Source organism: Sphingopyxis sp. MG (genome assembly GCF_002953155.1).
Classification (GTDB): domain Bacteria; phylum Pseudomonadota; class Alphaproteobacteria; order Sphingomonadales; family Sphingomonadaceae; genus Sphingopyxis; species Sphingopyxis granuli.
In genome coordinates this window covers 4,097,440-4,110,737 of the sequence record NZ_CP026381.1, presented here as the reverse complement: position 1 = coordinate 4,110,737, position 13,298 = coordinate 4,097,440, and the positions used below count along the sequence as shown (strand labels likewise).

Below are 13,298 nucleotides of genomic sequence, written 5' to 3'. Positions count from 1 at the left end.
GCAAGCGGTTGCGAGCATAGCTGATTTGGAATTCTTCATGACGTCCCTCCACTGGATATATGTTTGCATAATCTAATCATGACTGTTGTTATGTATTATTGGCGTATTGAGGCTGAGAATCGTGCATCGGCGATCCGGGGTGATGCCGGATCAGCAGTGGCAGGATGGAAAGCAGCAGTGCGGTCCCGCTGTAAAAAGCTATCGCAGCAAAGCCGTGTTCCTCGATCAGCCACCCGGCCGCATAAGGACTCGCAGCGCCGAGCAGCATCGACCATCCGTGCGCATAGGCTGCGGTTCGACCGCCATCCTGCTCTTCGAGCGCAACAGCAGTAAGGAACGGCAGAGTGAAGGTCAGGGCAAAGGCCTGCATCAACAGCGCCGCAGCATAAACGGTGGGCGACGGGGCAAGAATGATCGACAGATTCGACAAACCAAAGCCGGTCAGGCCCACCAGCGCCAGTGCGGTGCGCCGTTGCAGCCGCGCCGCGCGGGCCGCACAAGCGGCGCCGATGATCGCGCTCACGGCAGTCGCGGCAAGGATCGTCCCGATCGTCGCCGTCGGCAGGCCGAGGCGGTGGCCTACCCGCTCGGTGAAAGCCCATACCGCCATACCGCCAATCTGCATGAATATCATCGCGACCACGACCGGCGGGACCGCGCCGCGGGGGCGCTTGGGTGGCGAAGCCGAGGGCCGCACGGATTGCAGCCGGAACGGAAGCAAAAAGGCCAGCGCCAGTTGGACCAGCGGAATCAGAGCCAGCGCCGCAAAAAATTGAGGAATGGTAAGATGCGGCACCGCCGAAGCGAAAGCGATGGTAAGTGCCGCGACCAGCGAGGACCCGATCACCACCGCGATGGCATAAACCCGGTCGGAATCCGCGCGATGCGACAATAGCGCTGCCATCGCGCCCATCTGGAACCCGATCCCCACGCCGCTCAGCCCAAAACAGAGCATCAGCATTTCGCTTTGCTTCGCAAAACCGGAAGCGACGTAGCAGGCCATCGTCCAGAGCGCCGCGATGATCGCGCTCCGGCGCATCCGCAAACGGCCGACGAACCGCCCCGCCAGGATGGTGGCAATCGCCATCGCCACAAAATGCGCGCTGATAACCAGACCCGCCTCGCTGGGCGCCAGATCGAGCCGGTCGGTCCAGACCCCGTTGAGAACGGGCGTGACGTTGAGCCCGAGCATATAGGCCAGCATCAGCCCGACAAGCGCGACGACCAGACTGGCGGTACTGGGAGTAGCCGACGGCGGAGCGTCGTCACCTACGAAAGCCGGTCCGCTATCGGTCATGCTGCCTCCCTCGCGCGAATCGGGTTCGAGCCCGATCGTCGCCCTTACATACATAATAACTGTTATGATGCAATAGAGATCATATGCACCAACTGAAGCGGACAGAATGTCGGCACGCATCTGACCGCCCGTTCCGCAATAGCTAGGTTGTGGCTGGCTTCTGCAACGGCGCGGGCTTTGGTGTCGTGCAATCTGTCGGCTCCCATTCCTGCCGCATCCACGCCTCGTTCGACCTGCGGAAAAGGACGTGCGACCCGTGACAGTAATTGATGCCAACGCCCTCCCTCAAATCGATGGCGCATAGGCCCGCATCCCCTGCCAGCAGGCGCACGGCATCAAATGGCCTGAACCAGCCGCGCAACGCGCGTGATCGCCGTCCCATCACGGAATCCGTTGTCATGATTATCTCGCGAAAGTGGGGGCCTGCGGCCTGACGTATCCGATCTATTGTTGGGCCGGGCTTTATGTCGAAATAATGATATTCGGCGAGAGCATTGGGATCGCATATCTCGCCTGCGAGGCGCGGCGGCTTGTTCGGCAGAGGCGGAAGCTCGTCCAATAAATCGACCGTCAAAACCTCGATCTCTTTCGGCGGTTCCGTTTGCTCCTCCGGCGGCTGCGAAATCGAGCAACCGGGAATCGAGAGCGGCACCAACAGCGCAACGTGTGCCAGCGCCGACAACAGCAGGGGACCGGCCACCTTCATTCTGCCGCGCCGGTCGTCCGTCATGGCTATGGCATCAACTGCGCCGCCCTCGGGGGCGCGGATGGCCGGTTACGTCCCGCACACGGTCCAGCAGGGCGCGGAGCAGCGCATGAACCTGCGGGGCTGTCAGTCCATCGTCATCGGGTTCCGGTTCACCAAAGAGCCGTACTTGGTTCCATCGCCAATAGGGCGTGAGGACAACCGCCAACCGCGCCATGTCGGGGCAGTCGTGCCCCAACCCCGTCGCATTCGCGTAGGCGAGCGACTTGGCGACACGCAGGCCGATATGGCGGGCGCACCAGTCATCGGCAAAACCCATGTCCAGCAAATGAGAGGACAAAGCGAGTTGGGCGGTTATCCCGGCTCGATACAAATAGCCGCGCCAATCCGCCCGCTCTTGCGCGGCGGGAAAGAAGCCCTCCGCGACATGATAGCGACGGCGGCTCAAGGCCCGCCCTTCCTTCGTTCGCATGATCGCGGCCGGGTCGTCGCCACAGTCAGCGTGAAGCGACGCCAGCGGCTCCGCCCAGGGCGAGGAGATCACCGGAGCCATAACCGGCGCTGCCGCCAACCCTTGCAGCAGGGAACGGCGCGACGTGGCCCCCGCCGAATCACTCAAGAAGTAATCGCGAGAAGTCATCTGCCTGCCTTTCCCTTTTGCTGTGCGGGGCGTTATCGAACGTTCCGGACGGTAAGCGGCACCGCTTATATCACTAAAGGCGGAAAATGTTCAATAAGCGGTGCCGCTTACTCAGCTTCCGATTGAACGGGCAGGATGCGCGGTTACGACGCGACTATGGGAAGGCCGCCGCTCAACGTGAAATCGACCAACATCCGTTTGCCGGAAGGTCTGGGCGAACGGATTGACAAGCTGGTCGGTCGGCAACGAAGAGCAGCCTTCATCCGCGAGGTTCTCGAGCGCGAGGTGAATCGACTGGAAGCGGAGCGCACAGAAAATGGCGCAGGATTTCCCACGACCTAAAATTCGAGGGTAATCATAGCTGGTTGGAGGATTTTGGAGGGTCGGCAGGCGGCCGATAACTGACGTTAAGCCTTTTCCGCTACGCCAATAGCGATGAACAGAAAGCGCAACAGATTCATATACGGATTGCTCGCTGCACCGTTGCTAGGCGGGTACTTCGCTATCGTTTTGCTTATGTGGTTTAAGAAACTGACCGGCGTCGCCGGGATCGGCATAGAACCTTCGTTCGACATAAACATTGGCGACATGCTGGCTATCGCAGCCATCGCGCTCTTTTATGCGATTGTCGCATCACCCATTTTCTATCTCGGAATGCTTGGAGCTGGGTTGCCAATTTTCTGGCTTCTCCAAAAATATAGTATGGAGCGATGGTGGTCGTACTTTGCGACAGGCGCGCTCGTCGGCTTTGCGATTCCTCCTCTCGCAGGGCAAGGCCTCCTTCCTCGCGCCCTCAATGGAGTCGCAGCTGGGTTGATATTACTGGTGTTTTGGTTTGTCGCGCGCCGTGGCGTAGAAGAGAGCCAGACGAGGCGGCAAGTCTAAGCCACTGCCTGCAATCCCTTCCGCTGAATAATAGAGAGCAGACGCAAGGCGGGTCCGCCGGGACGCTTCACGCCACGCTCCCAATCCGAAACCAGATTGCGCGACACGTTGAGATAGGCGGCGAACACCGGCTGCGAGACATGCTCGCGCTCGCGAATTGCACGGATTTCATCGCCTGCCAGCACCGGGGCCGGAGCAAGGCACGCATCGTCAAACGTGCGGAGCGTCGCGCGCGACACAATGCCCGCGTCGTGCGCGTCGCTCATCATCTCGTGGATCGCCCCCGCGATCTCGCTGCGATACCCCTTATCCTTCGTCGTCGTTGCCATCTTCAATCTCCACCAGCGTTCCCGACGCCACCAGCCGATCCAGTTCCTCGCCGCTCCATCCCAGCGCTTCGGTTGCCGCGTCACGCAACAGCGCCAGGTCGGCTTTCGATATGTTCGCCTGTGCGCTCTTGGCGAACCCGAAAGCGAATATCGCGCGGTCGCCGTGCCGGAACAGGATCAACGTGCGATAGCCGCCCGATTTGCCCTGACCGGCACGCGCCACGCGCTGCTTGATGACGCCGCCGCCAAGGTCGGCGTCAATCAGCCCGCTTTCGCCCCGCTGCACGGCGTCACGAAGGGCCGAATCATCTATTCGCTCCTTCCGCGCAAAGCGCTCGAACCAGCCATTCTTGAAAATGCGCGTTATGGCCGGTTCTCCTGCTCGACTGCATATATAACACTTAGCGTTATATTTCAATGTTGGACATCGGCGTTCAAACGCGCCGAAGCGCCGAAACCCGCTGCGATCGGCACTTTAGCGCCTCACCTCTTGTGCGGCGGGGCGAGGCGATACAGCCTGCATCGTGGCGAGCGGACCGGCCGATGGAACACCCGCGATGACGCAAGAATCGATCGCTTCAACAGTTGCTCCGATTCGCAGGCAAGCGCCTGTCATAACGAGCCGGATGCAGACGGAAGACCTCAAAGCGCGCGGGCTGGGACGAAATGGGAAAAAATGTTCGCAACGCTGTCGCACGACAGGAGACGACAGGGGACGCCAGCGGACGACAGAGCCCTACGACACCATTTTCGGCACTCTTGCGCCATGTCGCAGAAGCGCCAACTTTCAACCCAAGGGGCACCATCGACAACCATAGCATGGAGAAGAAGCGCCCCGTGTCCCAACGCGAAAAAATCATCCGCCTCAAGACGGTGCTGCTGCGCACCGGACTTTCCCGTTCCACCCTCTATCGCAAGATCGCAGACGGGACGTTCCCCCGGCAACTGCCGATCAGCATCAACGGCGCTGGCTGGCATGAGTCCGCCGTCGATCGCTGGATTGCCGATCCGGGCGGCTATCGCGCCAGCGATAGCGAAAGGGCTACGCGGTGAAGACCGCGCCTTCTCCCGATCCGATCTGCGTCCGCGTCAATGACGCTGCACGCATGATCGGCGTCGGGCGGACTAAGCTCTACGAGTTGATCGCGGCCGGAGAAGTCGAGACGGTGAAGCTCGGCAAGGCCACCCGCATCACCACGGCAAGCCTGCATGACCTCATCAGGCGGCAGCGCGGAGCGGGATAGGCTCAGACGCCGTGGCGGCGGCGTCCTTCCCCTTGCGGTCCAGATACTCGGCCCAACGCGCCATCAGGTTCCGGCGCTTCTCGAAAAAGTCCGTGCGGCGATAAGCGGCCTCGACCTTGTTGGGCAGCTTATGCGCCAACGCCTTGTCCGCAACCTCCTTGGGGAAGCGGGTGCGCTCCGATGACCAGTCGGTGAAGGCCGAACGGAAACCATGGACGGTCACGCCCTTGATACCGTCATCGCGGAGCAGCTTGGTCATGGTCATGTCGCTGATCGGCTTTTCGCCGTCGTTGGAGAATACAAGGCCGGTGTCGCTGGTGCGCTCGTTCCACCGCTTGCGGAGCAGCGCGACGGCGGGCGCGGACAGCGGCACGACATGGGTTTCCCCGGCCTTCATACGCTCGCCCGGAATAGTCCATATCGCCTTGTCCAAGTCGAACTCGGACCATACGGCAAAGCGCGTTTCATTCGAGCGGACGGCGTTGTAGATCGTGAAGCGCAGAGCATCGCGCCCGGTCGTGGGTGACGCCGCCGCCAGCTTCTGCATGAAGGCCGGAACGTCGGCATAGGGCATGGCTTCCAGATGCCCGCCCTTGTCCATCTGACGGGGAAGCCCCTTGCGGACTGAGCGCAACGATACCTCGCCGGGAAGCCATCCCTTGATGTGGGCGAAGTCCAGCACCGCGCCGATGCGCTGCAATATGCGCCGCGCCGTGTCGGGTATCTCAAGCCAGATGGGCGATAGAATCTCGACCACGGCGGCGCTGTCCACCTGATCCACTGGCCGCGTTCCGACCATCGGAAAGACATGGTTCTCAAGGCTGGAAATCCAGTTGGCATGACGGCGGTTCTTCCAGCCCTCTTTCAACGCCTCATAGCAGTCGCGCGACGCCGTCTCGAAGCTCGGCACGACCTTGCGCGACTTGCGCCGTTCCGCAACCGGATCGACGCCTTCGCGCACCTGACGGCGTAGCGCCGATGCGGCATCGCGCGCCTCTGCCAGCGACACGTCCAGCACCGATCCCAAGCCATAGTCGCGCCGCTTGCCATGCCGCTGCATCCGCAGCACCCATGTCCGCGCGCCGCTTGGCTTCACCAGCAGGCAAAGTCCTCGGCCATCGACATGCCGACCGGGCTTCGCGTTCTTCACCTTCAATGCCGTGAGGGCCATCGGTTCTATTCCCTGCCTGAAATGATCCCACAATCGTTCCCACATTTCGGTGGAAATTCAGGCAAATCAGGGCGACCGACCGCGAGCACATTACAATATAAATCTCTGATTTTACAGTGTAGTTAGGGACGCCTTGAGCTTGCTTGACACAAAAGTTCTACACTCGTAGGGGTCACCAAAATCCTCTCGCGGAGGATTCCAGACAATACCACAAGCGGCTGATTTCTGAGGGTTTTTCGTGGTATAGGTATTCCCATATGGAGTGGCTTCATTCCACCGAATACCACCATGGTGATGGTATATCTGATGGTAGCGCGGTCCTCCCCATGTCGGAGATGCCATCATGGCGCTTACCGCTGTTTCGATCAAAACGCCAAGGGCCGCGCAAAGCCCATAAACTCACCGATGGTGACGGATTATTTCTCTACGCCACTCCCAATGGCGGACGCTATTGGCGCATGAACTATCGCTATCTCGGCAAGCAGAAGACGCTGGCGTTCGGCGTCTATCCCGATATCAGCCTCGCCGAGGCCCGCGAGCAACGGAATGCAGCCCGGAAGCTTCTGGCACGCGGCTCCGATCCCGCCGAGCAGATCAAGCTTGAACGCATCGCGGCAGCGGTCGCCGCATCCAACAGCTTCAATGCGGTTGCCGACGAATAGCTGATCAAGGTCGAGCTTGAGGGCCGTTCCGCCGTCACCATGAAGAAGCTGCGCTAGCTCCTGGACTTCATCAAACGAATCGATCGGCAACCGCCCGGTCGCCTCCATCACCGCGCAGAAGCTTCTAGTAATGCTCCACAAGATGGAGAGCAAGGGTCGCCGTGCCTACACGTGGGGCGAGTATTGGGACGAGCGCGTTCGCATGATGCAGCATTGGTCGGACCATCTCGATCTTCTCCGCGATGGCGCGAAGGTCATCAAGGGCATGTTCCGAAAGGCGAAGGCCAGACATTAGCCCGGCCGCCTCTCACTCGGCATGATCTTCGCAGTAGCTGGTGGGATTGGCGATCCAGCGATCGACGGCTGATTCGTGTCAGCCAGTACCATGGATGCTGATCTTCAACTGCGCCGGAAACGTCCCCTCGGCGATCTTGCGGTAGAGCGTCGAGCGGGACAGTCCGGTGCGGGCGAGGACGGTCTTGAGGCGGATGATTCTCCCCGGGGGCAGGCATGGGAAGAACACACTCCATTGCTGACAGCTGTGTTCTCCCCTAGGGTCAGAATGACCATGCTGCCGCGTCGAGCAAGGGTATGGCGCCATGGTGTCGCTTTTGGAATCGAGGTCTGGCGTCCGCTATCGTCCCGCGGCGTTGCTTGCCGTGCACCGGCATGGTGAAAAATATTTTCCCAGTTCGTCTTAGCCGCGCAAACGGAGGCACACGGATTCCAGCGCACTGACTTGCCCTCGTGGGCGTCAGGCTCGACGTTATCGCTATGGCAACCCCCAAAACGCTTGGCGCCTCCTAATCGGTCATTCAGTCGATCCGTCGATGGGCTCAGCAGTTGCCCTTCGTTTGCGGAGAGCCGATCGCCGAATGCCGGTGAATCTCGGATCTACAGTTTTCAACGGCGCAATGGCGCTCAGATGCGTGTTCAACCCGCGCAAAACCTCTTGGCATTTTTGTTATATATCTATATCAAATTGCGAGTTTGCATTTGAGGACGAGGCGGGATTCGAAGATATATGGACGAACAGGAGCTGCCGCTTGCCGGCATCAGGATCGTTGAATTTTCACACATGGTCATGGGTCCAGCCGTCGGTGTGATCCTCGCCGATCTGGGTGCGAACGTGATCAAGGTCGAGCCGATCGGCGGCGATCAGACGCGACGCCTGATGGGGTCGGGCGCGGGCTATTTCCCGATGTTCAACCGCAACAAGCGGAGCATCTGTCTTGATCTGAAAAGCGCCAAGGGGGTCGATGCCGCGCGCCGTCTGGCGGAGAAGGCTGATATCGTGATTGAGAATTTTCGCCCCGGTACGCTCGACCGGCTCGGCCTGGGCTATGAAGCGCTGCGCGCGATCAACGAACGGCTGATCTATTGCTCGGCCAAGGGCTTTCTCCCCGGTCCCTATGAGAATCGGACCGCACTGGACGAGGTCACCCAGATGATGGGCGGTCTCGCCTATATGACGGGGCCACCGGGCCGGCCGCTGCGCGCCGGATCGTCGGTAATCGACATCACCGGCGGTATGTTCGGGGTGATCGGCGTCCTCGCCGCGCTCGAGCGCCGCCACCGCACCGGCCAGGGGGGCGAGGTTAAATGCTCGCTCTACGAAACCACCGCGTTCCTCGTCGGCCAGCATATGGCGCAAAAGGCGGTCACCGGTAGGGCGGCCGCGCCGATGCCGGTGCGGATTTCGGCCTGGGCGATCTACGACGTGTTCGAAACCGCCAATGCCGACGAACAGCTCTTCGTCGGCGTGGTCAGCGACAGCCAGTGGCAGGCCTTTTGCCGCGCGTTCGGATTCGACGCACTCGCTGCCGAGCCAGCCTATGCGACGAACAATCAGCGGGTGATGGCGCGCGACACGCTGCTGCCCCGGGTGCGCACGCTGTTCGAATCGATGTCCCGGGCGGATCTGGTCGCGAAGCTCGAAACGATCGGCCTGCCTTTCGCCGCGATCGTGCGGCCCGAAGATCTGTTCGACGACCCGCACCTGATCGCCAGCAACGGGCTGGTCGACGTCACCATCCCGGGCGGCGAGGCGACGCGCCTTCCCGCGCTGCCGATCGCGTTCGACGACGAACGCCCCGCACTGCGCCACGACATCCCGGCGATCGATCAGAATGGCGCGGACATTCTGCGCGAAATCGGATTTGGCGAAGAGGATATCGCCGAACTGACACGCATCGCCGTCGCCGGATGACACCGCGAACCGCTTTCGAGAAGATCTGGGCTGACCATCTGGTGGCGGATCTCGGCGATGAGACCGGGCTGCTGCTGATCGATCGCATTCTGCTGCACGAACGCACCGGCGGCGTCGCGCTGAACAGCCTGGCCGAGGCGGGGCGTACCGTGGCGGCACCGACGCAGGTCTTCGCGACGATGGATCATGTCGTCGATACGCGGCCGGGGCGCACCGATACCACCATGATGCCCACGGGCACCCGGTTCATCGCGGCAACCCGCGCCGCCGCCCACGCCGCGGGGCTGACGCTGTTCGATCTGGACGACCCCCGCCAGGGGATCGTCCATGTCATCTCGCCCGAACTGGCGATCGTCCTGCCCGGGCTCACCCTGGTGTGTCCCGACAGCCACACCTGCAGCCAGGGCGCGCTCGGCGCGCTCGCCTGGGGGATCGGTTCGACCGAAGCAGAGCATGCGCTGGCGACCAACACGCTGCGCGTCGGCAAGCCGAAGACGATGCGGGTCACCGTCACCGGCCGGCTGGGCGCGGGAGTCACTGCCAAGGACCTGGCGTTGCACCTGCTCGACCGGTTCGGCTCCTCCGGCGCGAAGGGTCATGTCGTCGAATATGCCGGTGAAGCCGTCCGCGCGCTCGATATCGAGGCGCGGCTGACCTTGTGCAACATGGCAACCGAATTCTCGGCATTCAGTGCCTTTATCGCCCCCGACGAGGTGACGTTCGACTATCTGAGGGGCCGCGCCTATGCCCCGGAGGGCGCGGAATGGGATCGCGCCGTCGAGAATTGGCGCGGGCTTGTCACCGATGCGGGCGCGATGTTCGACGCAGAGCTGACGGTCGATGCCGCCGATGTCGCTCCGATGGTGAGCTGGGGCACCAGCCCGCAACAGGCGGTGCCGCTGGGTCGGCCGGTGCCGGATCACGACGCGATCGCGGGGCGCGACACACGCGAGGCTTATGACCGCGCACTCGCCTATATGGGGCTGAAGGCTGGCCAGGCGATCGAGGGGCTGGCGATCGATGCGGCGTTTATCGGATCCTGCACCAACAGTCGCCTGTCCGACCTGCGCCGCGCCGCAGCGATCCTGAAGGGCCGCCGTGTCGCCGATGGCGTCAGAGCGATCTGCGTGCCAGGATCGACCATGGTCAAGGCCGCGGCCGAGGCGGAGGGGCTCGACCGCGTCTTCCGCAACGCGGGGTTCGAATGGCGCGAGTCGGGCTGTTCGATGTGTTTCTTCGCGGGCGGCGAGAGCTTTGGGGTGCAGGAGCGCGTGATCAGTTCGACCAACCGCAATTTCGAGAGCCGCCAGGGCCCCGGCACGCGCACCCATCTCGCCTCGCCCGAAACCGTCGCTGCTTCGGCCGTTGCAGGCCGTATCGCCGATCCGCGCCGGATCGGCGCATGACCCCGTTCACCATCCTCACCGCGATCGCCGCGCCGCTGATCCGCGATAATATCGATACCGACGCGATCATCCCCTCGCGAGAGATGAAGTCGATCGGAAAGACCGGACTCGCCGACGGGCTGTTCGCCGGATGGCGCTACACCGCGATCGGATCGCGCGAGCCCGACCCGTCGTTCATACTAAACGATCCACGCTATGCCGGGGCGCAGATTCTGCTCGCCGGGGCCAATGTCGGCTGCGGGTCGAGCCGCGAACATGCCGTCTGGGCGCTCGCCGAATATGGCTTTCGGGCGATCGTCGCGGCGTCATTCAATCCGATCTTTCGCGGCAATTGCGTACGCAACGGCATCGTCCCGGTGGAGATCGACGCGATGCTGATCGACGCCGACGGGCCGATCACGATCGACCTGCCGCGGCTGACGCTGACGAGCGCATCGGGGCGGGACATCGCCTTCGCGATCGACGCGGAGGCCAAGGCGATGCTGATCGGCGGACTCGACGCGATCGACATGACCCTAACCCGCGCCGCCGAGATCGCGCGCTTTCGGGAAGCCGACCGCAACCGGCGTCCCTGGGCCTATCTCTAAAAGAAGACGGGCCGCCGAAGCGACCCGAAGTTTCGCGGCAGGCGATGACGGCCCTTGCGAGCCTAGTCGTGCGGCTCGTATCGCGGCACGTCATAATCATATTGGCGCCACTCGCCGTTGATATATTCGATGCCGGTCTTGTAGCTGCAATCGGTGACATAGGTCGCCCAGAGCCGCGTGCCGGTACGCACCAGCGTCCAGCCCCAACTGGGTTCGCCATTGCCCTTTTTGAGGTTCCCGTCACCGTCCCGTTCGCCCGGAGGCGCCTGGGCGACGGTGCCGTGCGCCACGCCGGCGGCGCGCCAGAAATAGCCACGCGTCCCGCGTTTGTAGGTGGAAATGCCCTGCTCGACGCATTCCCCGCCATAGACGGCGCGGGTGGGACCGCGTTCGTCACTGGTGGCGACGCGGGTGCCCTCGGGGATGTAATATTCCTCGAAACTGGGGTGCACCTCGGCGCCGCCGCCGAAATTGCCGGGCTTCGAACTCGGCGGGGCGGGAATGCTGGACACGAAGGTCATCCAGGTCATTTCGCCGGTGTCCGGATCCTTGCGCATCAGATTGTGCAGATAGCCGGGGAAGTTGCCGCCGGTGCGATAGGCCGGGAACGGCTCGTCGATATACCAGGGCTCCTTGTAACGGTTCCAGTCGCGGACACGCGCGTGGGTGCGCGCGCCGGCCTTGCCCTTGGCCGCGGCGACAAACTTCGGCGGTCCCTTGAACCATTGCAGCAGCACCGCGCCCTGACGCGACTTGACCTGGCCGCGAAACATACCGGCCGGGATATAGCTGTAGGAATATTTGGTCAGCTTCTCGTCGCCAATGCTCAGGTCGCCATCGAGGACGACGATCTCGTTATCGACCTCGTCATAGCCGGGGGGAAGGCTCCAGCCTGCGGGAACGTAGGTAATCTGCGCCACTGCATCCATGCTGGGCGACTCGCTCAGCAGGCGGCGATACAGGCCCGGGGAGAAGCCCGGCGCGTCGAAGGGTTTCCAATCCACGAATTCGATGTTGGGGATGTTGTGCATCAGCCCCGGACGCCCTTCGACCTCATAGCCCTTGTCGGGCACCGGAAAGGGCGGCGCCTGGCTGACTGTGGGCGGACCATAGGACTGGGCGAGCGCGGGGACCGCCACGGCGGCGAGACCGGCCGACAAAGCCAGGGTCAGATGCGTTTTGCGCGACATGGTATCCTCCCCCTCACTTCGCCTGGGCCGAAGGCTCGGCGCACGAATTGCCATAGGTTTTCCATGAGCCGGGCCCCCTGCGGTAGAGCCACACGGAATAGCTGTCGGAAAACTGGCTCAAGCCGCCATGCGCGATGCCGGCGGGGCGGAAGAAATAGCCGTTCGGAGCATAGGTCCCGGCCACCTGCCCCTCGGGCAGGCATTCGGCGATCGTCATGTCGCCGGCGAGCATATAGCCCTCTTCCCAACTCTTGCTGGTCGCCCAAAGCGGCAGGTCACCTTCGCCGCTCATGACCGGATAACCGCCGGGCGAGGTTGCGATCCAGGTCACCTCGCCGGTAGCCGGATCGGACCGGAGCAGTTTCACATGCACCGGCGAATTCTTCATGATCGGTTCGTCGCGGAACTTGGGCAGGACGTTCGGCGTGGCGGTGGGCACGTCGTGATAGGCAAGCCCGTCGATCGCACCCGGCTTGGCCCCGGGGCGCGACGTCGCGCTCGCGATGTAATCCGGCGCTCCGTTCCAGAAGAACAGGACGGTCGCGCCTTCCTTGGTGCCGAAGCTGTGCGCGGTGCCGGCCGGGTAATAGGCATAGGCATAGCGGCCCATCGGCTTGTCGCCGATGCTGATCCCGCCTTCGACCACGAACATCTCCAGATCGGCACCATGATAGCCGGAGGGCTGTTTCCAGCCGGCCGGCAACGTGACGAGCAGCGTCCGCGCGCCGGTCTTTTCATCGAAGCTCAGCTGCTTGAATTCGACCGGCGGCAGGCCCGCGAAAATCAGCGGGCGCAGGTGCAGGTTGCGCGGCGCCACGAAGCCGACAAATTCGCTCGATCGATCGCGCGACTGGGGGATGCGGATGTCCTGAGCCAGTGCTCCGGTCCCGAGCAGCAACGCGCCGCACAGTGACAGGCCCGTTCGCAGTCTTTTGCTTGTCGGCATTGTTAGCTCCCCTGGTTTCGATGTCG

Annotated in this window: 16 protein-coding genes and 1 pseudogene; 8 read left to right on the top strand and 9 right to left on the bottom strand. The window is 62.5% G+C overall.

Annotation, left to right across the window (positions count from 1 at the left end; genetic code table 11):
- Window positions 1–88: 88 nt before the first annotated feature.
- From C3E99_RS18935 to C3E99_RS18925, 3 genes are read right to left on the bottom strand one after another with little or no spacing between them, the layout of a single operon-like run.
- Window positions 89–1,417, bottom strand: coding sequence for an MFS transporter (locus C3E99_RS18935; RefSeq protein WP_104960259.1), 1,329 nt, complete (start codon window positions 1,415–1,417; stop codon window positions 89–91).
- 22 nt (window positions 1,418–1,439) lie between these two features.
- Window positions 1,440–2,027 carry a hypothetical protein gene (locus C3E99_RS18930; RefSeq protein WP_104960258.1) on the bottom strand — a complete coding sequence of 196 codons (588 nt, stop codon included), beginning with the start codon at window positions 2,025–2,027 and terminating at the stop codon, window positions 1,440–1,442.
- A gap of 10 nt (window positions 2,028–2,037) precedes the next feature.
- A complete protein-coding gene (locus tag C3E99_RS18925; RefSeq protein ID WP_104960257.1) occupies window positions 2,038–2,643 on the bottom strand; it encodes a hypothetical protein in 606 nt (201 codons plus the stop codon).
- 135 nt (window positions 2,644–2,778) lie between these two features.
- Here C3E99_RS18925 and C3E99_RS18920 point away from each other — a divergent pair, with 135 nt between their 5' ends.
- Window positions 2,779–2,985, top strand: coding sequence for a hypothetical protein (locus C3E99_RS18920; protein ID WP_199775045.1), 207 nt, complete (start codon window positions 2,779–2,781; stop codon window positions 2,983–2,985).
- Window positions 2,986–3,078: 93 nt separating this feature from the next.
- Window positions 3,079–3,528 (top strand): hypothetical protein, encoded by a 450-nt coding sequence (locus C3E99_RS18915; protein ID WP_104960256.1) that lies wholly within the window; start codon window positions 3,079–3,081, stop codon window positions 3,526–3,528.
- Here the strand turns inward: C3E99_RS18915 and C3E99_RS18910 are convergent.
- Both C3E99_RS18910 and C3E99_RS18905 read right to left on the bottom strand, forming a co-directional pair.
- Window positions 3,525–3,857 (bottom strand): helix-turn-helix domain-containing protein, encoded by a 333-nt coding sequence (locus tag C3E99_RS18910; RefSeq protein ID WP_104960255.1) that lies wholly within the window; start codon window positions 3,855–3,857, stop codon window positions 3,525–3,527. The genes C3E99_RS18915 and C3E99_RS18910 overlap by 4 nt on opposite strands.
- Window positions 3,835–4,275: a type II toxin-antitoxin system RelE/ParE family toxin gene (locus C3E99_RS18905; protein WP_234002542.1), complete on the bottom strand. Its 441-nt coding sequence runs from the start codon at window positions 4,273–4,275 to the stop codon at window positions 3,835–3,837. Before C3E99_RS18905 ends, C3E99_RS18910 begins: the two co-directional genes overlap by 23 nt.
- Window positions 4,276–4,676: 401 nt before the next feature.
- Between C3E99_RS18905 and C3E99_RS18900 the strand changes: the two genes are divergently transcribed.
- Together C3E99_RS18900 and C3E99_RS18895 are read left to right on the top strand one after the other, a co-directional pair.
- Entirely contained in the window at window positions 4,677–4,910 is a 234-nt protein-coding gene (locus C3E99_RS18900; RefSeq protein WP_439512233.1) for a helix-turn-helix transcriptional regulator, read from the top strand.
- Complete coding sequence (locus tag C3E99_RS18895; RefSeq protein ID WP_267894965.1) at window positions 4,907–5,101, top strand: helix-turn-helix domain-containing protein; 195 nt, start codon at window positions 4,907–4,909, stop codon at window positions 5,099–5,101. The genes C3E99_RS18900 and C3E99_RS18895 overlap by 4 nt, the downstream gene beginning before the upstream one ends.
- Here the strand turns inward: C3E99_RS18895 and C3E99_RS18890 are convergent.
- Entirely contained in the window at window positions 5,076–6,272 is a 1,197-nt protein-coding gene (locus C3E99_RS18890) for a tyrosine-type recombinase/integrase (RefSeq protein ID WP_104960254.1), read from the bottom strand. The genes C3E99_RS18895 and C3E99_RS18890 overlap by 26 nt on opposite strands.
- A 257-nt stretch (window positions 6,273–6,529) precedes the next feature.
- Here C3E99_RS18890 and C3E99_RS20200 point away from each other — a divergent pair, with 257 nt between their 5' ends.
- Window positions 6,530–6,934: an Arm DNA-binding domain-containing protein gene (locus C3E99_RS20200; RefSeq protein ID WP_234002541.1), complete on the top strand. Its 405-nt coding sequence runs from the start codon at window positions 6,530–6,532 to the stop codon at window positions 6,932–6,934.
- Window positions 6,935–7,310: 376 nt separating this feature from the next.
- Here the strand turns inward: C3E99_RS20200 and C3E99_RS20195 are convergent.
- Window positions 7,311–7,442: pseudogene (locus C3E99_RS20195) on the bottom strand (helix-turn-helix transcriptional regulator); the annotation flags it as partial.
- Window positions 7,443–7,958: 516 nt separating this feature from the next.
- On the opposite strand from C3E99_RS20195, the gene C3E99_RS18875 reads away from it, so the two are divergent.
- The 3 genes from C3E99_RS18875 to leuD are packed head-to-tail and all read left to right on the top strand — an operon-like array spanning window position 7,959 to window position 11,136.
- The gene (locus C3E99_RS18875; RefSeq protein ID WP_104960253.1) at window positions 7,959–9,143 is read left to right on the top strand and encodes a CaiB/BaiF CoA transferase family protein; all 1,185 of its coding nucleotides are present in this window, start codon (window positions 7,959–7,961) and stop codon (window positions 9,141–9,143) included.
- Window positions 9,140–10,549 (top strand): 3-isopropylmalate dehydratase large subunit, encoded by a 1,410-nt coding sequence (locus C3E99_RS18870; RefSeq protein ID WP_104960252.1) that lies wholly within the window; start codon window positions 9,140–9,142, stop codon window positions 10,547–10,549. Before C3E99_RS18875 ends, C3E99_RS18870 begins: the two co-directional genes overlap by 4 nt.
- Complete coding sequence (gene leuD, locus C3E99_RS18865) at window positions 10,546–11,136, top strand: 3-isopropylmalate dehydratase small subunit (RefSeq protein ID WP_104960251.1); 591 nt, start codon at window positions 10,546–10,548, stop codon at window positions 11,134–11,136. Before C3E99_RS18870 ends, leuD begins: the two co-directional genes overlap by 4 nt.
- A gap of 62 nt (window positions 11,137–11,198) precedes the next feature.
- Here leuD and C3E99_RS18860 read toward each other — a convergent pair whose 3' ends face one another.
- Both C3E99_RS18860 and C3E99_RS18855 read right to left on the bottom strand, forming a co-directional pair.
- Complete coding sequence (locus C3E99_RS18860; RefSeq protein WP_158682372.1) at window positions 11,199–12,326, bottom strand: DUF4437 domain-containing protein; 1,128 nt, start codon at window positions 12,324–12,326, stop codon at window positions 11,199–11,201.
- A 13-nt stretch (window positions 12,327–12,339) separates the two neighbouring features.
- Window positions 12,340–13,272: a DUF4437 domain-containing protein gene (locus tag C3E99_RS18855; protein WP_104960249.1), complete on the bottom strand. Its 933-nt coding sequence runs from the start codon at window positions 13,270–13,272 to the stop codon at window positions 12,340–12,342.
- Window positions 13,273–13,298 lie beyond the last annotated feature (26 nt).